A 17250-nucleotide genomic window follows, 5' to 3' on the forward strand; every position below is an offset into this window, starting at 1 on the left:
GATCAAATCGATGCTACTCAAGACCTACCGGCAAGAGGTGCCATGGCTACCCGAGCCAAAGCTCTGCGGCTTGCCGCAGTGCTCATCACGTGTGCTCTGACCGCGAGCTGCGGCCTGTTCGGAAGTTCGTCGAACAGCGGCAACGCGGACGTCGAGCGCAACGTCATCCGCATCGGCGTGCTGCCGGTCGTCGACGTCGCCCCGCTGCGGATCGCACTGACCGAGAAGCTCTTCGAGAAGGCCGGTCTGCAGGTCAACCTGGTCCCCCAGCCCAGCGAGGCAGAGGCCATCAAGCAGCTGGACACCACGCTCGACCTCACGTGGGCGACGCACGTCAGCCTCTTCCGCGCGGTCGCAGAGGGCACCGAACTGCAGTTGCAGGGTGAGGCCTACCAGGCCGGTCCGAACTCGATGGCGCTCGTCACGTCCGCCACCTCGGACTACGACGACCCCGGCAAGAAGGCCGCTCCGACCATCGCCGTGAACAGCGAGACCGACATCGGCGCGCTGACCACGCGTGCCGTGCTGGACACCGCCGCGGTCGAGAAGCAGAAGATCAAGTTCAGGCCGATGGCGTTCGCCGACATGGAGGCCGCGCTCGTGGCCGGGCAGGTCGACGCGGCGTTCATGATCGAGCCCTTCATCACGAAGGCGCAACGCAAGATCGGCGCGAAGATCCTCACCGACACCGCCCGCGGCCCGACACTGGACTTCCCGATGTCCGGGTACGCGTCGTCGAAGAAGTTCGCCGAGGCGAACCCGAAGACGATGAAGGCCTTCCGGGACGTGCTGCGCGAGGCGCAGCAGCGCGCGCAGGCCAACAAGCTCGGCGTGCAGGACTCGCTGACCAGCTACGCCGACGTCGACCAGCCGACCGCGGCACTCGTGTCCGTGGGCACGTTCCCGCTGTCGCTGAACCCGATCCGGCTCCAGCGCGTCGCCGACATGATGGACACCGAGGACGTGCTGTCCGGGCGTCTGGACGTGCAGCAGCTTTTGCCGCCTGGCACGACTAATTAGTTGCTTTCGAGCATGAGAATTGGCGGGCCGGTCATCGGCCCGCCAATTTCTCGTTCGGTCACTGTCCGCCGAGCGCGGTCACGCAGTAAGTGATGCCGGGGGAAGGCTCGGTGTACGAGATCGCCGTGGCCTCACCGCAGTCCGCGGTGGCCGCCTTGACGACCTTCTCGATCTTCAGGACCTTCTGGACGGCGAACTCGTTGTTGCCCTTCGAGCAATCAACGACCTTCATGCCCTCCATGTTCATCTTGACGAGTTCTTCCTCGTAGCACTTGCCCTCTTCGAGCTTCTCCACGAGGCAGAGCTTCAGCGACGAGCTGCGCCGGCCGGACTCGGTGTACTCGGCGTAGTCGTCGCTCGGGCACGCCTCGGTCGTCGACTTCATGGCCTTGGCGATGAAGTAGTTCGCCTCGGGCGAGCCGCAGTCGACCTTCTTGTACTTCGGGCTGAAGGTCGTGCCGGTGACGTTCGCGCAGTCGCCCGCCTTGGCCGACGGCTCGGTGATGGCGCTCAGGCCACCGCCGATCAGGACCTTCACCAGGATGCCCACGCCGACGAGCACGACGATGGTGACGATCGAACCGATGACCTTGCCGGCGCCGCTCTTCTTGGGCGGCGGGCCGTAGGGCATCGGCTGGCCCAGGGGCTGACCGGGCATCTGGCCGGGCGGCGGGCCGTACGGGTTCTGCTGCTGGGCGTACGGGTCGCCCGGCTGGCCCTGGTAGGGCTGCTGGGCGTACGGGTCACCGGGCTGACCCGGCTGTCCGGGCTGGCCGGGGTAGCCCTGGCCGGGCGGCGGGCCGTAGGGGTTCGGCTGTCCTGGCTGCTGGCCGTACGGCTGCTGCGGCTGCCCACCGGGAGGCGGCCCGTAGGGCCCTGGCTGCTGGGGGTAGTTGGGGTCGGTCACTGGATTCCTCTCGGATGGGTCAAGCGAAAGACAGCGAAACCGGAGCCGTGGGACACGACTCCGGTTTCACGAGTGCAACGCTGTTAGGCGGGTGCACCGACGCAGTAGTTCAGCTTGACCTCGGGGTACGGCAGCGCCTGCTCCCCTTCGGCGCACTGCGGCGCGGCGGCTTCCTTGACGACCTTGGTCACCTTCATGGTGCTGGCGCCGGAGCACTCGACGGCCTTGAGGCCGATCCCGCCGGTGTTCTCGCCGTAGCACTTGCCCTCGGCGAGAAGCGGCGCGAGGCACAGCTTCGTCTTCGGGCCGCGGCGCTGCGTCTGCGTGTACTCGTCGTAGCCGTCGCCGCACACCTCGCTCGTGCCACCGGCCTTGGCGACCGTGTAGTTCGCCTCGGCGGCACCGCAGTCGATCTGCTTGTACTCGGGGCTGGTCGACGTGCCGGTGATGGCGGCGCAGTCCCCGACCTTGGCCTGGGCGACGTCGCTGGTGAAGTAGTTGAACGCGTAGAACGCGCCACCGACGACGATCAGGCCGACGATGTAGGTCAGGATCCGCTTGCCGATGCTCGACTTCTTCGGCGCGGGCTCCTGCGTGGGCTCCGGCGCGGGCGCGGGCGAAGCGGACTCAGTCGTGCTCATGCGGGTTCTCTCATTTCCGAATTACCCCAGACGGCCCATGCCCCCCGACACAGCCGGAGCAGAGAGTGCCACGCAGCGCGCGAAACCGCTGCGGCTTTACGGAAACGTTACGACCGCTTGGATCGGCTACTGGTCCGCGGTGCAGTAAGTCAGCTTCACCTCGGGGTAGCTGTACCTCTGCTCGTCGGCCGCGCACGACGGCCCCGGTCCGTCCCTGCCGATCTTCGTGACCTTGAACGAGTCCGCTCCGCACTCCACCGGCGTGAGCTCCATGCGGGAGGACGCTGCCGGATAACAGGCGCCTTCCTCCCACAGGGGAACGAGGCAGATCCTGACCGCCGGGTCCTGCGCCCGCCTGGTGATCATGTCCGCGTAGGCGTTCGCGCAGCTCTTCGACTTGGCGACGGACTCGGTGACCACGTAGTTCGCGCTCGACGACGTGCAGCTCACGGTGTCGAGTTCCGGTTCGTTCGAGTAGCCGGTGACGTTCGCGCACTCACCGGTCCTCGGTGCCGTGATCGGGGCGAGGAACTCGGTCATGCCGTAGATGGCGACCGCCGCGGCGACCAGGGTGAGGCCGTAGGTCAGCACTCGCGTCCCGAGGCTCTTCCTGGGCGCGGGCGGCTCGTCGATCATCACGCCGCGCAGCGTTCCACGTGGACGGTGGGGCGTGGTGCGGTTTGCGGAAGATCACTGCTGCCGGTCGCCGCGCTCCAGGCAGAAGGTGATGGCGGGCTCCGGGAAGACCGCCGCGCGCGAGTCCCCGCAGGCCGCGCGGTCGGCCTTGCCGCTGACCACCTTGGCGACCTTCACCGAGTCCTTGGTCGCGCAGTCGACCTTCGCGATGCCGGTCTCGGAGTTCTGGCCGTAGCAGGCGCCCTCGACGAAGTTCGGCATCAGGCACAGCGTGGCGTCACCCGTGTACGTCGAGTAGTCCATGCCGCCGGACGGGCAGGTCTTCTCGTTCCAGTCGAGGACCTTGGCGATCTTGACGTTCGCCTGCTCCGAACCGCAGTCGACCGCCTGGTACTTCGGGTTGTCGAGTGCGCCGGAGATCCGCGCGCAGTCGCCGGGCCGGGCCGCCTCGGCCACGTCGCCGAGCTGGTTCAGGACGAACCCGCCGAGCAGGACGAGCGCGATGACAACGGCGATACCCAGGCCGACCTTCTTCATGGCCTGGGTATCGGCGTCAGACGGGGGTCGACCTAACCGAGTTCACCCGATCAGGATCCTTCGTGGACACCCATGCAGTAGACGGAGGCCGGTTCGGTGAACCGCAGCTCGCTCGAACCCTCCGGGCAGACCGAGCCCTCCTCGGGCAGGCCGTCGACCTTCTTCACGATCTTCACGGGCGAGTCCTTGGTGCAGGCTTCCTTCTTGAAGGCACCGTCGTCGCTCGACGTGTAGCAGTTGCCCTCGGCGAGGTTCGGCATCAGGCACATCGACTTGCCGTCGGACTGCATCTGCTCGTAGATGCCCTCGGCCGGGCACTGGTCCTCGGCGTTCTTCAGCATCGAGGCGACCCGGTGGGTGGCGTCCGCGTCGCCACAGCTCTTCGACGAGATGTTCCAGTCGCCGTCCGGCTTGTCCACGTCCTTGGGCGAGGCGCTCACGCAGTCACCGACACCGGTGCTGTTGAGCGAGGTCAGCGCCCACACGCCGCCACCGACCAGCACGATCGCCAGCACGCCGACGATGACGAACTTCAGCCAGTTGTTGTTCTTGGGCGACTCGTCGGTCTCGGACTCCTCCGGAACCGGGGTCACCACGGCCGGCGGCTCGACGGGATCAGTCGACTCGGTGCTCATGCGCGAGAACGTACGACACCGGGTGTTGGCTGCGTGTGTCGCCTCACACTTGTTGTCACCAGTTGACGCTGGTCGAACGCATTTGGCGTCGTCAGGGAGACTTGTCGGCGTGACCGATGGCCCTTTGATCGTCCAGTCGGACAAAACGCTGCTGCTCGAGGTCGACCACCCGCTCGCGAACGACGCGCGCACGTCCATCGCGCCGTTCGCCGAGCTGGAGCGGGCTCCGGAGCACGTGCACACGTACCGCGTGACGCCGCTGGCGTTGTGGAACGCACGGGCGGCAGGGCACGACGCCGAGCAGGTGGTGGACGCGCTGGTGCGGTTCAGCCGCTATCCGGTGCCGCAGCCGCTGCTGGTGGACGTGGTCGACACGATGAGCCGCTTCGGGCGGCTGGTGCTCGCCAACAACCCCGCGCACGGGCTGGTGCTGCACTCCAACGACCGCGCGGTGCTCGAAGAGGTGCTGCGCAACAAGAAGATCGCGCCGATGTTCGGGGCCCGCATCGACGACGACACCGTCATCGTGCACCCGAGCGAGCGCGGACGGCTCAAGCAGCTGCTGCTCAAGGTCGGCTGGCCGGCCGAGGACCACGCCGGGTACGTCGACGGCGAGGCCCACGCGATCGAGCTGGAGGAGACCGACTGGAAGCTGCGCGACTACCAGCGACTGGCCGCGCAGGCGTTCTGGGCGGGTGGCTCCGGCGTCGTCGTGCTGCCGTGCGGCGCGGGCAAGACGCTGGTCGGCGCGGCGGCGATGGCCGAGGCCCAGGCGACCACGCTGATCCTGGTCACGAACACCGTGGCGGGACGGCAGTGGAAGCGGGAGCTGATCGCGCGCACCTCGCTGACCGAGGAGGAGATCGGCGAGTACTCCGGTGAGCGCAAGGAGATCCGGCCGGTCACGATCGCGACCTACCAGGTCATCACCCGCAAGTCGAAGGGCGAGTACAAGCACCTGGAGCTGTTCGACTCGCGCGACTGGGGCCTGATCGTCTACGACGAGGTCCACCTGCTGCCCGCGCCGGTCTTCCGGATGACCGCCGACCTGCAGTCGCGCCGCCGTCTCGGGCTGACCGCGACCCTGGTCCGCGAGGACGGCCAGGAGGGCGACGTCTTCTCGTTGATCGGGCCGAAGCGCTACGACGTGCCGTGGCGCGACATCGAGGCGCAGGGCTGGATCGCGCCCGCGGAGTGCACCGAGGTCCGGGTGACGCTGACGGACAACGAGCGGCTGCAGTACGCGACGGCCGAGCCGGAGGAGCGCTACAAGCTCTGTTCGACGGCCCGGACGAAGATCCCGGTGGTCAAACGGGTGCTGGAGCGGCATCCCGGCGAGCCGACCCTGGTGATCGGTGCTTATCTGGACCAGCTGGACGAGCTGGGCGAGGAGCTGGGGGCGCCGGTGATCAAGGGATCGACGAAGAACAAGGAACGCGAGCAGCTGTTCGACCAGTTCCGTCGCGGCGAGCTCCAGACGCTGGTGGTGTCCAAGGTCGCGAACTTCTCGATCGACCTGCCGGAGGCGTCCGTCGCCATCCAGGTGTCCGGCACGTTCGGGTCGCGGCAGGAGGAGGCCCAGCGCCTCGGCCGGATCCTGCGGCCCAAGGGTGACGGGCGGCAGGCGCACTTCTACTCGGTCGTCTCGCGCGACACCCTCGACACCGACTACGCGGCGCACCGGCAGCGGTTCCTGGCGGAACAGGGGTACGCGTACAAGATCGTCGACGCGGACGACCTGGTCGGATGACGTTCTGGTGGATGTGGGACCCGGCTGGGACCGTGCCCGTGCGGCGGTTCCGGTCGGAGGAGTCGCTCGCGAAGTCGGCGCCGGACACGCAGGCCGTCCGGTCCGCCGACTTCACCTGTCCGGCGCAGCGGCGCCGTGCCACGGCCGTGCGTTCCGACTTCCTCCGGGTGACCGGCGATCCGGTGCAGGTCGCGTTGGTCGAGCAACGGCTGTGGACGCTGCTCGTGGCGTTGCGCCGGGCTCAGCCTCTTCGTGACGCGCTGGCGACCGCCGTGCCCAGGGCGGGGCGGGCGGCGCTGGTCGCGGAGCCGTCGCGCGAACTGGCCGAGTTCGACCGGCGCTTCGACCAGTTCGCGGACGCGTTGCGGGTGCTGGTCACCGACCCGACGCCGGAGCAGCTACGCCACACCGCCGCTCTCGACTAGTGCCGGGATCTCGGCGACGCTGCGGAGCAGGTGTGTGTGGCGGCTGGCGCCGAGTTCCTCCGCCGTCTGGCTGCCGCTGAGCACGCCGACGACGAAGCCCGCACCGGCGTTCGTGCCCGCCCGCAGGTCCCTCGCGGTGTCTCCCGCCGCCAGCACGCGGCGGACGTCGCGGACGCCGGTCAGCTCCATCGCTTTGAAGATCATGTACGGCGCCGGGCGGCCCGCGGACACGTCGTCCACGCACACCACCGCGTCCAGCACGCCCTCGCGCCAGCCCAGGACGTCGAGCAGGCCGTCCACGACCGGCCGGTCGAAGCCGGTGGTCAGCGCGACCTTCACACCTCTGGAACGCAGCTGCGCCAACGCTTCCGGGACGCCCGGGATCGGCGTCGGCGGCATCTCGGCGTAGTACTTCGCGAGCCGCTCGTGGAAGTCGGCGAACTCGGTGTCCACTTCGGAGCGCCCGAGCATCGACGAGATCGCCTCGTACTTGTCGGCACCCATCCACCTGCCGACGTCGTCCGCGCTGCCACCGGCCGCGATCACGGTGTCCGCCAGGGCTTTGTAGACGAGTCCGTGCTCCTCCACGGTGGTGCCGGCCATGTCCAGCACCACGAGGTCGACGGGGTTCACGAGGCCCTCCAGTCCCGCAGCAGCGCCGGGTGCGCCTGCTGGGAGTTCTCGATCGAAAAGCTGACCATGTCGGGGCGGTAGCGGTCGTCGGAGTACTCGACCGGCCTTCCGTCCATTCCGGACGCTCGCCGCCGTTCGCGCAGAAGTGGTGCGTGCAGAGCGACTTCCAGCAGTTCGCTGTCGGTCTCGTCGGCCGCGACCGCGTCGATCTGGTGCCGTGCGACGGTCATGTCGACGCCGTGCGCCCCCAGGTGCGCGTAGAGCGACCCGCTGTCGCAGTCGAAGTCGAACAGCAGGCGCCCCACCGGTTCCACGAACGTCGTGCGCTCCAGCATCGTCGGGCGGCCGTCGATCAGCCGTTGTCTGAGCAGCTGCACGACCGGCGTGCCCTCGTCGAGTTGGAGAGCGTCGGCGATGTCCGCGTCGGCCGGGCGGCGCGCGATCTCCAGGGTCCGTTGTCCCGGAACGTGTCCGAGTCCCGCGGCCCAGCTGGAGAACGACAGGAACGTCTCGAACGGCTGCGACAGCGTGTGCCTGCGCACCACCGCGGGCTTGCCGCGGCCGCCGCCGATCATGCCTTCGGCCCTGAGCGACGTGAGTGCCTGCCGGACCGGCGCGCGCGAGGCGTTCCACTGCGCGCACAGCTGCGATTCGGACGGCACGGGGTCGCCGACGGCGAGTTCACCCGAGCCGATGCGGCGGCGCAGGTCGGCCGCGATGCGCTCGTGCAGTGGCATCTCCATGCGTCGAACGATACATGTCATAACAAGTCTGAACTCCAAGTGAACACATCAGCACAGCCATTGATTCTGGTTGTGGAGCCACTCATCGTTCTTGTCATGACAAGTGTGGACCTGGTGGTCGTCGGCGCGGGGATCGTCGGGCTCGCGCACGCCTGGCACGCGGTGCGGCGGGGTCTCTCCGTCACCGTGGTCGAGCGGGACGAGCACGCGGCCGGGGCTTCCGTGCGCAACTTCGGGCACGGCTGCTTCACCGCCCAGGACGGAGTGGCGTTCGAGTACGCGATGGCCGCGCGTGAACAGTGGCTGACACTCGCTCGCGAGGCCGGTTTCTGGCTGCGCGAGTCCGGCTCGGCCGTCGTGGCTCGCCACGAGGACGAACTTGAGGTGTTGCGCGAGTTCGCCGCGGTCCGTGATGTTGAGTTGTTGAACAATTCGACGAAGGAATCGTTCAACGATTCAGGTGTCGGATTGTTCAACAATCCTTCGATCCTTGGCGCGGCCCTGCTCCCCCTCGACATCCGCGTCAACCCTCGCGAAGCCGTGCACGCGATCGCCGCTCTGCTGGCCGCGCGCGGTGTCACGTTCCACTGGTCGACCAACGTGCTCACCGTCGAGCCGGGCCTGGTCCGCACCTCTCGCGGGGAGCTCCGCTGCCGTGCGGCGGTCGTCGCGGTCGGCCACGACGTCGACAGGTTCTTCCCCGACCTGGCCGAGGAACGCGAGATCCAGCGCTGCCAGCTGCGCATGCTGCGCGTCGCGCACGGCGGCGTGATCGACCCGGCCGTGCTGACCGGGTTCTCGATGCTGCGCTACGAGGCGTTCGCGCGGTGCCCGAGCACCGAGAAGGTCCGCGAGCGCCTCACGAACGACCACCCCGAGCTGGTCGAGGCGGGGCTGAACCTGATGTTCACCCAGCTCCCCGACGGCTCGCTCACGATCGGCGACACCCACCACTACAGCCGCACGGTCGACCCGTACCGGCCGGAGGACCTGGACGACCTGGTCCTCACCGAGACGGCCCGGTTGCTCGGCGTTCCCAGCCTGCGCGTGCTCGAACGCTGGCGCGGGATCTACGCGTCGGCCCCAGAACCCTTCCTGACCGCGACGCCCGTTCCCCTCACCAGGGCCGTCTCGGTCACCTCCGGCATCGGCATGACCACCGCGCTCGGCCTCGCCCCGGCCGTGCTCGACGACCTCCTCCAGGAGATGTGAGATGAGAGCCTTCAGCGTCGTCCTCGCCGCGGCACTGCTGCTGACAACAGCCTGCGGCACCACGAACTCCGCTTCCAGCGGCGGTGACTGCCCGAACGGCAAGGTGCGCTTCGGCGTCGAGCCCTACGAGGACCCGGAGAAGCTCAAGCCCGCCTACGAGGTGCTCGCGAAGGCGCTGACCTCGAAGCTCGGTTGCGAGGTCGAGCTGCAGGTCGTCGACGACTACGCCGCCGAGGTGCTGGCGATGCGCAACGACAAGCTGGAGATCGCCCAGTTCGGCCCGCTCGGCTACGTCTTCGCGGCGCAGAAGGCCGGCGCGGAGCCCATGGTCTCGTTCGCGGACGGCTCCGGGAAGCTCACCAGCTACACCGCCGGGATCTGGGTCGCGAAGGACTCGCCCGCGCAGAAGATCGAGGACCTGGCCGGGAAGTCGCTCGCGCTGAGCAGCGTCGGGTCGGCGTCCGGTGACGCGCTTCCCCGCTACGGCCTCAAGAAGCACGACGTCGGCGGGGTGAAGCTCGACTACGCGGGTGGTCATCCCGAGGCGATGCTGTCGCTGGTCAACGGCAAGGTCGACGCCGCCGAGATCAACAGCCAGACGCTCGCCACGGCGCGGTCCGCCGGCACGTTCGACGAGTCGAGGTTCCGCCAGGTCTGGAAGTCCGAGCCGATCCCGAACGACCCGATCACCGTGCGCGGCGACCTCGACCCGGCGTTCAAGGACAAGGTGCGCAAGGCGTTGCTGGAACTGGAGACCGCGGACGTCGAGAAGGTCGGCGCGTTCCTCGACGTCACCCCGCCCGGACCGCTCGTCCAGGTCGGCAACGACACGTACAAGGTGCTCTTCGACCTCGCAACCACGCTGGGGCTCAAGGAAGAGGACGTCTGATGCTCGCCATCCGCGGCCTGCGCAAGTCGTTCGGCGGACGGGTCGTGCTGGACGGGTTCGACCTCTCCGTCGAATCCGGCGAGTTCGTGGCGCTGCTCGGGCCGAACGGCTCGGGCAAGTCCACGGCGCTGCGATGCGTGGTCGGGCTGGAGACCCCGGACGGCGGGTCGATCGACGTCGGCGGGAACGCCGCGATGGTGTTCCAGAAGATCCATCTCGTCGGTCGCCGCAACGCTTTGGACAACGTCTGTTCCGGCGCTCTCGGCCGGCTTCCGTTGCACCGCTCGTTGTACTTCCCCGCCGACGTCCGGGAGGAAGCCATGCGGTGCCTGGACAGGGTCGGGCTCGCGGACCGCGCGCTGGACCGCTGCGCGCGGCTTTCCGGTGGCCAGCAACAACGTGTGGCGATCGCGCGGGCGTTGTGCCAGCGCGCCAACGTGATCCTCGCCGACGAACCGGTGTCGGCGCTCGACCCGCAGGCCGCCGTGCAGGTGATGGAGCTGCTGGTGGACCTCGCTGCCGAAGGTCTGGCGGTGGTGGCCGTGCTGCACCAGCCCGAGCTCGCCCGGACGTACGCGCACCGGATCGTGGACATGCGGACGGCGGTGGCGGCATGACGCTCGCGGTTCCCAAGCGTCGCCGGCCGTCTGCCACGGTGTGGGTCGTCGTGGCGATCGCCGTCGTCGTGCACGTACTTGCCTGGCAGGCCACGGAGTTCTCCCCCGCCGCGCTGATCGCCGGTTGGGACGGCATGGCGGACTTCCTGGCGGAGTCGTTGCCGCCGGACTTCTCGGTGCTCGGGAAGTCCCTGGATGCAGCGGTGATCACGCTCTACATCGGACTGCTCGGCACCACGTTCTCGATCCCGTTCGCGCTGGCCCTGGCACTTCTGGCCTCTCGTGCCACGACTTCGGCGGCGTGGGCGCAGCAGGCCGCCCGCGCGGTGCTGTCGTTCCTGCGCTCGGTGCCGGACGTCGTGTTCGCGTTGATCTTCGTGACGGCGGTCGGGCTCGGGCCGTTCGCGGGCGTGCTGGCGCTGGTGTTCCACAACACCGGCGTGATGGGGAAGCTCTGGGCGGAGGCGATGGACGAGAGCGACCGCGGGCCGCGCGACGCGTTGAAGGTGACCGGTGCGTCCGGTCCGCAGATCGCGTTGCACGCGGTACTCCCGACCGTGATGCCTTCCCTGGCGGGACTTCTGCTCTACCGGCTGGACGTGAACGTGCGGTCGTCGCTCGTGCTCGGCCTGGTCGGCGCGGGCGGGATCGGCTTCCTGATCAACCAGTCGATCAAGCTGTTCCGGTTCGACGAGATGGTCACGCACATCCTCGTGGTGCTGCTTCTGGTCGTTGTGGTCGACCAGGCTTCTGGTCTCGTGCGCAAGCGGCTAGGTGCTTGACCTGCTGGCCGTAGCGGGCGCCCTGGTGCACGGTCACCGTGCCGTCCGCTGCGACCTCGCAGGGGTTGTTGGCCGTGCACTGCTCACCGTTGTCGTTGCCGGTGCTGTGCACGCCGACGACCGTGACGCCGTCCTTGAGCACGATCGGTGAACCCGAACCGCCGTGCGACGGCGTGCACTCCGGGTTGTAGCGGTAGGCGTTGTCCTGCGTGTAACCCTCTTCGCGCAGATGCGGGACGACGGCTTCGATCGTGCAGCTGAAGCGGTTGCCGTTGCCCGCCGAGATGATGTCGACGCGTTCACCGGGCCTGGCCGGCCTGTCCGCCAGCCTGAAGATCTTCACGCCCTTGGCCTTGAGCTGCGCGTACGTCTGGTCGAGCTCGAACAGCGCCGTGTCGGAGCCGGTCATGGTCGCCGAGACCAGACGGGTCGTTTCTGCTTTGGCCTGCTGGTAGCCCTGGCGGTCGCCGATGGTGACCGGGAGCTTGAGCGCGACGTCCCTCAGGGTCTGGCCTGGTGCAGGGCGTTCCGGGACGCAGTGGCCGTTGGTGAGCAGGAGCGCCGGATCGCCGGGCTTGGTGTGGCCGGTCCTGACGACGGACGCCGAGCACACGCCACCCAGTGACGCGGCGCCTTCGAGGTTCGGCACCGGGGTGTCCGGCGGGTTGATCTTGCCGGTGACGACGTCGTCGACCCAGCCGGTGAAGTGGTGGACGTCGGTGTACATGACGGGCCGGTCGTCGCCGCCCGCGCCGCTGACGATGCCGGCGATCACCCAGCGGTCGCCGTCGCGGACGAGTGCGGGGCCGCCGGAGTCCATGTTCGTGGCCGCGACGCTGCCGTCCAGTGCGCCGATGCACAGCTCGCGATCCGCGTAGATGCCCTCGCAGGCCGCGGCCGGTTGGATGACGGTGTCGGCCTCGCGCAGCTTCTGCGGGTAGCACTCGGGCGCGCGGCGGTCGCACGTCATGCCCCAGCCGAGGATCCGTGCTGTCGTGCCTTCCGCGGGCCGTGCTTTCGGCAGTGCGACGGGCTTGGTCTTCGCGTTCTTCTTCAGCTTCAGCAGGCCGATGTCGCCTTCGTGGACGGGGTTGGGCGAGTAGGTGATGAACCGCTCGACTTCGATCACCTCGCCGCCGCTGCCCGCGTCGAGCGTGCCGAGCCGGACCGACCAGTTCTTCGGCCTGCCGACTTGGGCGAGGCTGGGGTTGTTCCTGGTGCAGTGGCCCGCCGTGACGGCCCACTGCGGCGCGACGAGCGTGACGCCGCAGGTGTGGCCGTCCGCGCGCGGCGAGTCGGGGCGTTGCAACGAGCCGGAGAACGGGTAGGGGGCCGGGGCCTCGGCACCGCCTCTGATCGCCAGCGCCGGGGTGACGGTGGTGATCATCGCGAGAGCGGCGAAGGTCATCGCCGGTAGCACTTTTCGCATGTCACAGAGGCTGTCGAAGCTGTGTCCGCACACGGTGATAGCCGCGCAACAACTGCGCACGGGCGCTCGTTACGCAACGATGACGTCGCAAGAACGTCCCCATGAGACCCATCGGGAAAGCTGGAGGACATGCCGCGCGTACTGCTGATCGAGGACGACGAGGCGGTCCGCGAAGGACTGTCGCTCGCCCTGACCTACCAGGGACACACCGTGGACGCGGTGCGCACGGGCGAGGAGGGCCTCGACCTGCTGTGCAGCGTCACACCCGACGTGGTCGTGCTGGACCTGATGCTGCCGGGGGTCGACGGGTTCGAGGTGTGCCGCCGCATCCGTGCCACCGGCGACCTCCCGATCATCATGCTGACCGCGCGCAACGACGACATCGACGTCGTCGCGGGCCTGGAAGCCGGCGCCGACGACTACGTGGCCAAACCGGCCCAGGCCCGCGTGCTGGAGGCACGCATCCGCGCCGTGCTGCGACGGTCGACGGCTTCGGTCGCCGAGGTCGTGGCCGAGCGCTACGGCGACCTGACGATCGACCGCGAGAGCCTCGTGGTCACCCGGTTCGGCAAGCCGGTCTCGCTGGCTCCCACCGAACTGCGGTTGCTGCTGGAGCTCTCCTCGTCGCCGGGCCGCGTGATGTCACGGCAGCAACTGCTGGGTTCCGTGTGGGACCAGGGCTACCTCGGCGACTCGCGGCTGGTCGACGCGTGCGTGCAGCGGCTGCGCTCGAAGATCGAGGACGACCCGGCCGCGCCCGTGTACGTCCAGACCGTGCGCGGATTCGGCTACCGCTTCGGACCGCTGTGACGCTCCGCCTGCGACTGCTGCTCGCGTTCGCCCTGCTGACCATCGTGACCGCGGCGGCCGTCGCCGGCGCCGGTTACGTGCGGGCACGCGACGCGATCGTGCAGCGCGCCCAGGACAACGCCGTCATCGAGACCACGAACCGCGTCGAGCAGCTCTACCCGCTGCCGTCGCGGCCAGTGGACGTCGCCGTCCTGGAACGCGTCGCCGCCCGCGTCTCCGGACGCGAAGGCCAGGCATTGGCTTACGGCAACGGGGTTTCCGCGGGCGGCATGAACCCGTCGGTGATCACCGCCGAGTTGCGTTCGCTCGTGTCGTCCGGACGCGTCGGCTGGCAACGCGTGGCGTACCAGGACGGCGTGTGGCTCGTCGTCGGCATGCAGCTGCGGGTGTCGTCCGGCGCCCCGTCGGGCATCGAGGTGTACGTGCTGCGGCCGTTCACGTCGGAGATCGCGTTCGTCGACGAGCTGGCGCGCAACGCGTGGCTGATCGGCGGTGCCGTGCTGATTCTGGCTCTGGGCCTGGGTTTCCTGGCAGCGCGCGGCGTGCTGCGCCCCGTCCGCGAACTGCAGCTGGCGGCCTGGCAACTCGGACAGGGAGACCTTTCGGCTCGGGTGCCGGTGCGCGGGCGCGACGAACTGGCGTCCGTCGCGTCGACGTTCAACAGCACGGCCTCCTCGCTGGAACACCACGTCGGCGAGCTGCGACGGATGGAGGCGGACGCACGGCGGTTCGTGGCGGACGTGTCGCACGAGCTGCGCACTCCGCTGGCCGCGATGACGGCCGTGACCGACGTGCTGGACGCCGAGACCGCCTCACTGCCCGGTGTCGCGGGCCAGGCGGCGCGGCTGGTGAACCGGGAGACGCTGAACCTGACCCGGCTGGTGAACGACCTGATCGAGGTGACCCGGTTCGACTCGGGCACGGCTGCTTTGGCGCTGGACGACGTCGACGTGGCCGAGGTGGTGCGAACCTGCCTGCGGATGCGCGGCTTCGAGATCTCCGCGACCTTGCCGGACGGGGTGCGGGCGCGGCTGGATCCGCGGCGGCTGGACGTGATCGTGGCGAACCTGGTCGGCAACGCGCTGCGGCACGGAGCCGCTCCGGTGTCCCTCGTGCTGTCGGTCTCGGGGTCCTCGCTGGTGATCGAGGTCGCCGATTCAGGGGACGGCCTGCCCGCGGAGGTCCTGCCGCACGTGTTCGCGCGGTTCTACAAGGCCGACTCGTCTCGCGGGCGGTCGGAGGGATCCGGGCTGGGGCTGGCGATCGCGTGGGAGAACGCGCGGCTGCACGGGGGCACGCTGGTGGCGGAGAACCGGCCGGATGGCGGGGCGTTGTTCACGCTGCGGCTGCCGCTGGGAGGTGAGTCGTGAGGCCGGAAACTGTCGGTGCCGCCTGGAAGAATGGAAACAGGGGGACCCCCAGGAGGGGACCCCTGCGCGCGCTCGGACCGACAGCGCAGACGGACGCTGCAGGCGCGCCTTCCCGGTGGCGAAGCCTCGTTCACGCAGCCGGCGTCGGGCGAACGCCGAGCCACGAAGCCGGCGGGACCGCACCGCCGCACTTCGGTGCGTCGCCACCGGCTAAGCAGCCCGGCCGCAGAATCGCCACCGGAGCCGCCGTCAACGCCTCGCACCGCAGGTCCTCGGCGGGGCGGCCTCTGCGCGGGTTCGGGCTGGCAGTGCTCGTGCTCGCCGTGCTCACCGCGTGCGGCATCCGCCCGACCGACCCGATTCCCGGCCTCGAAGCCCCCAGCGGCCCCGCCGAGAACACCTCGCCCATGCTCTTCTGGGTCGCCCCCGGCGGCAGGGTGATTCCCGTCGGCCGGCCGGAGGGCAGCCTGAGCGGCTTCGACGTCGTGGCGCTGCTCGCCAAAGGCCCCACCAACGACGAGCAGTCCCGCGGCCTCGCCACGGAGGTGCCGTTCGACGCCGCGCCCGCCACCGTCGACCGCGTCGCGAACGGCCTCGACGTCACCATTTCCGGCGACGTCTCGCAGCTCAGTGGCCCCGCTGTCCAGCAGATCGTGTGCACCCTGCTGACCGTGCAGCCCGTCGGCACCGTGAACCTGCGCGGGGGCGGGCATTCGCTGGAGTTCCAGAAGTGCGCTTGAATCGGCGCGTGCACGTCTACTCCATCCCGATGCGCGCCCGGTTCCGCGGCATCACCCGGCGCACCGGCCTGCTGTTCGAAGGATCGGCCGGGTGGGGCGAGTTCTGCCCGTTCGAGGAGTACGACGACGACGAGGCCATGGCCTGGCTGGCGTGCGCACTGGAAGCCGCGAACGAGGGCTGGCCGGCGCCGGTCCGGGATCGCATCCCGGTCAACTGCACCGTGCCCGTGGTCAGCCCTGAACGGGCGCACGAGATCGTGGCGCGGTCGGGTTGTTCGACGGCCAAGGTGAAGGTCGCCGAGTCGACGCTGGCGGAGGACTGCGCGCGGCTCGAAGCCGTGCGGGACGCGCTGGGACCAAAAGGTTTTGTGCGCATCGACGCGAACATGCTGTGGGACGTCGACACGGCCGTCACCGCGATCAGGGCCATGGACAAGGCCTCCGGCGGGCTCCAGTACGTGGAACAGCCGTGCCACACGCTGGACGAACTCGCGGCGGTGCGGCGCAGGGTCGCCGTGCCGATCGCCGCGGACGAGTCGATCCGCAAGGCCGACGACCCGTTGAAGGTGGCCGTGTCCGGTGCCGCGGACATCGCGGTGATCAAGGTGGCGCCGCTCGGGGGCGTGCGGAAGGCCCTGGAGGTGGCCGAGGCGTGCGGGCTGCCGTGCGTGGTGTCGTCGGCGTTGGAGACGTCGGTGGGGATGGCGGCCGGGGTTGCGCTGGCCGCGGCGCTGCCTGAACTCGACTACGCGTGCGGGCTGGCGACTTTGCAGCTGCTCGACGGCGACGTCACGAGCGATTCGCTCACCCCGGTCGACGGCTACCTGCCAGTGCTCTCGAAACCACCCGTGCCGGACCGCGTCGAGGAGTTCGAGACCGGGGACCAGGCCTGGATCGACCGATACGCCAGGGTGCTGAGCAAACTCACTCGGTGAGCAGATCCAGCTGGATCTTCAGGGGAAACGGCTCGACCGACTCGTGGACACCGGTCTCGGCGGATGCCTCCTGATACCGCCGCTCGGTGAGGCGCAGCGGAGTCAGCGAGACAGGCTTGCCGAGGTCGATGATCCAGTAGAACGGGATGCCGGCCTCCGCGTAGTCGAGACGCTTGGCGCGACGATCCGTGTAGTGCGAGTTGAACGACAGCACCTCGACAGCGAGGACGACCTCCGCCGCCCTGACAAGGCCACCTGTCGGCCGTCTGCGTGGGAACACGACCAGATCAGGGCGGCGGACGAAACCGGGTTCGCCCGGCAGGGCCAGCTCCAGGTCCACGTCGACGGCGTAGGCGACCTGGAGATCCTCCGGAAGCTGACCGGCGAGCTGCATGATCAGGTTGCCGCAGGCGAAGTTGTGCTCGGCAAGCGCCCCGGGCGACCGGATCAGACGCCCTTCGACGAGTTCGGTGTAGCCGGCTTCTCCGAGCGCGGCGTATTGAGCAACGGTCAGCAGTTCGGTCACTCGATCACCGTGG

General features: G+C 69.0%; 20 protein-coding genes. 11 read left to right on the top strand and 9 right to left on the bottom strand.

Features of this window, described 5'->3' with window-relative positions; all coding sequences use genetic code 11:
* Positions 1 to 42: 42 nt before the first annotated feature.
* On the top strand, positions 43 to 1020 hold the full coding sequence (locus ACIRG5_RS33390; protein WP_402912184.1) for an ABC transporter substrate-binding protein: 978 nt from the start codon (positions 43 to 45) through the stop codon (positions 1018 to 1020).
* A 58-nt stretch (positions 1021 to 1078) separates the two neighbouring features.
* Here the strand turns inward: ACIRG5_RS33390 and ACIRG5_RS33395 are convergent, their stop codons facing one another.
* The 5 genes from ACIRG5_RS33395 to ACIRG5_RS33415 all read right to left on the bottom strand — a co-directional run bounded on the left by ACIRG5_RS33395 (position 1079) and on the right by ACIRG5_RS33415 (position 4376).
* Entirely contained in the window at positions 1079 to 1927 is an 849-nt protein-coding gene (locus ACIRG5_RS33395) for a hypothetical protein (RefSeq protein ID WP_402912187.1), read from the bottom strand.
* An 83-nt stretch (positions 1928 to 2010) separates the two neighbouring features.
* Positions 2011 to 2568, bottom strand: a complete 558-nt coding sequence (locus ACIRG5_RS33400) for a hypothetical protein (RefSeq protein ID WP_402912190.1) — start codon at positions 2566 to 2568, stop codon at positions 2011 to 2013.
* Between the two features lie 126 nt (positions 2569 to 2694).
* A complete protein-coding gene (locus ACIRG5_RS33405; protein ID WP_402912193.1) occupies positions 2695 to 3207 on the bottom strand; it encodes a hypothetical protein in 513 nt (170 codons plus the stop codon).
* 51 nt (positions 3208 to 3258) lie between these two features.
* On the bottom strand, positions 3259 to 3741 hold the full coding sequence (locus ACIRG5_RS33410) for a hypothetical protein (protein ID WP_402912196.1): 483 nt from the start codon (positions 3739 to 3741) through the stop codon (positions 3259 to 3261).
* Positions 3742 to 3791: 50 nt separating this feature from the next.
* Positions 3792 to 4376, bottom strand: a complete 585-nt coding sequence (locus tag ACIRG5_RS33415; RefSeq protein ID WP_402912199.1) for a hypothetical protein — start codon at positions 4374 to 4376, stop codon at positions 3792 to 3794.
* A 109-nt stretch (positions 4377 to 4485) separates the two neighbouring features.
* Between ACIRG5_RS33415 and ACIRG5_RS33420 the strand changes: the two genes are divergently transcribed.
* Both ACIRG5_RS33420 and ACIRG5_RS33425 read left to right on the top strand, forming a co-directional pair.
* Positions 4486 to 6126 carry a DNA repair helicase XPB gene (locus ACIRG5_RS33420; protein ID WP_319975831.1) on the top strand — a complete coding sequence of 547 codons (1641 nt, stop codon included), beginning with the start codon at positions 4486 to 4488 and terminating at the stop codon, positions 6124 to 6126.
* Positions 6123 to 6551 (top strand): hypothetical protein, encoded by a 429-nt coding sequence (locus ACIRG5_RS33425; protein ID WP_402912203.1) that lies wholly within the window; start codon positions 6123 to 6125, stop codon positions 6549 to 6551. The genes ACIRG5_RS33420 and ACIRG5_RS33425 overlap by 4 nt, the downstream gene beginning before the upstream one ends.
* On the opposite strand, the gene ACIRG5_RS33430 is transcribed toward ACIRG5_RS33425, so the two are convergent.
* Together ACIRG5_RS33430 and ACIRG5_RS33435 are read right to left on the bottom strand one after the other, a co-directional pair.
* Complete coding sequence (locus tag ACIRG5_RS33430) at positions 6525 to 7184, bottom strand: phosphonatase-like hydrolase (protein ID WP_402912206.1); 660 nt, start codon at positions 7182 to 7184, stop codon at positions 6525 to 6527. The genes ACIRG5_RS33425 and ACIRG5_RS33430 overlap by 27 nt on opposite strands.
* Positions 7181 to 7927 carry a GntR family transcriptional regulator gene (locus ACIRG5_RS33435; RefSeq protein ID WP_402912209.1) on the bottom strand — a complete coding sequence of 249 codons (747 nt, stop codon included), beginning with the start codon at positions 7925 to 7927 and terminating at the stop codon, positions 7181 to 7183. The genes ACIRG5_RS33430 and ACIRG5_RS33435 overlap by 4 nt, the downstream gene beginning before the upstream one ends.
* Positions 7928 to 8023: 96 nt before the next feature.
* Here ACIRG5_RS33435 and ACIRG5_RS33440 point away from each other — a divergent pair, with 96 nt between their 5' ends.
* The 4 genes from ACIRG5_RS33440 to phnE are packed head-to-tail and all read left to right on the top strand — an operon-like array spanning position 8024 to position 11427.
* The gene (locus ACIRG5_RS33440; RefSeq protein ID WP_402912212.1) at positions 8024 to 9139 is read left to right on the top strand and encodes a TIGR03364 family FAD-dependent oxidoreductase; all 1116 of its coding nucleotides are present in this window, start codon (positions 8024 to 8026) and stop codon (positions 9137 to 9139) included.
* Position 9140: 1 nt separating this feature from the next.
* Positions 9141 to 10028: a phosphate/phosphite/phosphonate ABC transporter substrate-binding protein gene (locus ACIRG5_RS33445; RefSeq protein ID WP_402912215.1), complete on the top strand. Its 888-nt coding sequence runs from the start codon at positions 9141 to 9143 to the stop codon at positions 10026 to 10028.
* Entirely contained in the window at positions 10028 to 10645 is a 618-nt protein-coding gene (locus ACIRG5_RS33450) for a phosphonate ABC transporter ATP-binding protein (RefSeq protein ID WP_402912218.1), read from the top strand. The genes ACIRG5_RS33445 and ACIRG5_RS33450 overlap by 1 nt, the downstream gene beginning before the upstream one ends.
* Complete coding sequence (gene phnE / locus ACIRG5_RS33455; protein ID WP_402912221.1) at positions 10642 to 11427, top strand: phosphonate ABC transporter, permease protein PhnE; 786 nt, start codon at positions 10642 to 10644, stop codon at positions 11425 to 11427. The genes ACIRG5_RS33450 and phnE overlap by 4 nt, the downstream gene beginning before the upstream one ends.
* On the opposite strand, the gene ACIRG5_RS33460 is transcribed toward phnE, so the two are convergent.
* On the bottom strand, positions 11345 to 12856 hold the full coding sequence (locus ACIRG5_RS33460; protein ID WP_402912224.1) for a trypsin-like serine protease: 1512 nt from the start codon (positions 12854 to 12856) through the stop codon (positions 11345 to 11347). The two genes, phnE and ACIRG5_RS33460, sit on opposite strands and share 83 nt — an antisense overlap.
* 129 nt (positions 12857 to 12985) lie before the next feature.
* On the opposite strand from ACIRG5_RS33460, the gene ACIRG5_RS33465 reads away from it, so the two are divergent.
* From ACIRG5_RS33465 to ACIRG5_RS33480, 4 genes are all read left to right on the top strand, one after another.
* Positions 12986 to 13666: a response regulator gene (locus tag ACIRG5_RS33465; RefSeq protein ID WP_402912227.1), complete on the top strand. Its 681-nt coding sequence runs from the start codon at positions 12986 to 12988 to the stop codon at positions 13664 to 13666.
* Entirely contained in the window at positions 13663 to 15036 is a 1374-nt protein-coding gene (locus tag ACIRG5_RS33470; protein WP_402912230.1) for an ATP-binding protein, read from the top strand. The genes ACIRG5_RS33465 and ACIRG5_RS33470 overlap by 4 nt, the downstream gene beginning before the upstream one ends.
* 314 nt (positions 15037 to 15350) lie before the next feature.
* Positions 15351 to 15776, top strand: coding sequence for a hypothetical protein (locus ACIRG5_RS33475; RefSeq protein ID WP_402912233.1), 426 nt, complete (start codon positions 15351 to 15353; stop codon positions 15774 to 15776).
* 8 nt (positions 15777 to 15784) lie between these two features.
* Positions 15785 to 16711 carry an o-succinylbenzoate synthase gene (locus ACIRG5_RS33480; RefSeq protein WP_402912639.1) on the top strand — a complete coding sequence of 309 codons (927 nt, stop codon included), beginning with the start codon at positions 15785 to 15787 and terminating at the stop codon, positions 16709 to 16711.
* Here ACIRG5_RS33480 and ACIRG5_RS33485 read toward each other — a convergent pair.
* A complete protein-coding gene (locus tag ACIRG5_RS33485) occupies positions 16701 to 17237 on the bottom strand; it encodes a Uma2 family endonuclease (protein WP_402912236.1) in 537 nt (178 codons plus the stop codon). The two genes, ACIRG5_RS33480 and ACIRG5_RS33485, sit on opposite strands and share 11 nt — an antisense overlap.
* Positions 17238 to 17250 lie beyond the last annotated feature (13 nt).

It is taken from the genome of Lentzea sp. NPDC102401 (genome assembly GCF_044765805.1).
GTDB classification, from domain to species: domain Bacteria; phylum Actinomycetota; class Actinomycetes; order Mycobacteriales; family Pseudonocardiaceae; genus Lentzea; species Lentzea sokolovensis.

Excerpts from the sequence above, each read along its gene's own strand:
- ACIRG5_RS33390 (WP_402912184.1), top strand. The coding sequence starts at position 43 with ATGGCTACCCGAGCCAAAGCTCTGCGGCTTGCCGCAGTGCTCATCACG.
- ACIRG5_RS33400 (WP_402912190.1), bottom strand. The coding sequence starts at position 2,568 with ATGAGCACGACTGAGTCCGCTTCGCCCGCGCCCGCGCCGGAGCCCACG.
- ACIRG5_RS33410 (WP_402912196.1), bottom strand. The coding sequence starts at position 3,741 with ATGAAGAAGGTCGGCCTGGGTATCGCCGTTGTCATCGCGCTCGTCCTG.
- ACIRG5_RS33415 (WP_402912199.1), bottom strand. The coding sequence starts at position 4,376 with ATGAGCACCGAGTCGACTGATCCCGTCGAGCCGCCGGCCGTGGTGACC.
- ACIRG5_RS33425 (WP_402912203.1), top strand. The coding sequence starts at position 6,123 with ATGACGTTCTGGTGGATGTGGGACCCGGCTGGGACCGTGCCCGTGCGG.
- ACIRG5_RS33435 (WP_402912209.1), bottom strand. The coding sequence starts at position 7,927 with ATGGAGATGCCACTGCACGAGCGCATCGCGGCCGACCTGCGCCGCCGC.
- ACIRG5_RS33440 (WP_402912212.1), top strand. The coding sequence starts at position 8,024 with ATGACAAGTGTGGACCTGGTGGTCGTCGGCGCGGGGATCGTCGGGCTC.
- ACIRG5_RS33445 (WP_402912215.1), top strand. The coding sequence starts at position 9,141 with ATGAGAGCCTTCAGCGTCGTCCTCGCCGCGGCACTGCTGCTGACAACA.
- ACIRG5_RS33450 (WP_402912218.1), top strand. The coding sequence starts at position 10,028 with ATGCTCGCCATCCGCGGCCTGCGCAAGTCGTTCGGCGGACGGGTCGTG.
- phnE (WP_402912221.1), top strand. The coding sequence starts at position 10,642 with ATGACGCTCGCGGTTCCCAAGCGTCGCCGGCCGTCTGCCACGGTGTGG.
- ACIRG5_RS33460 (WP_402912224.1), bottom strand. The coding sequence starts at position 12,856 with ATGCGAAAAGTGCTACCGGCGATGACCTTCGCCGCTCTCGCGATGATC.
- ACIRG5_RS33465 (WP_402912227.1), top strand. The coding sequence starts at position 12,986 with ATGCCGCGCGTACTGCTGATCGAGGACGACGAGGCGGTCCGCGAAGGA.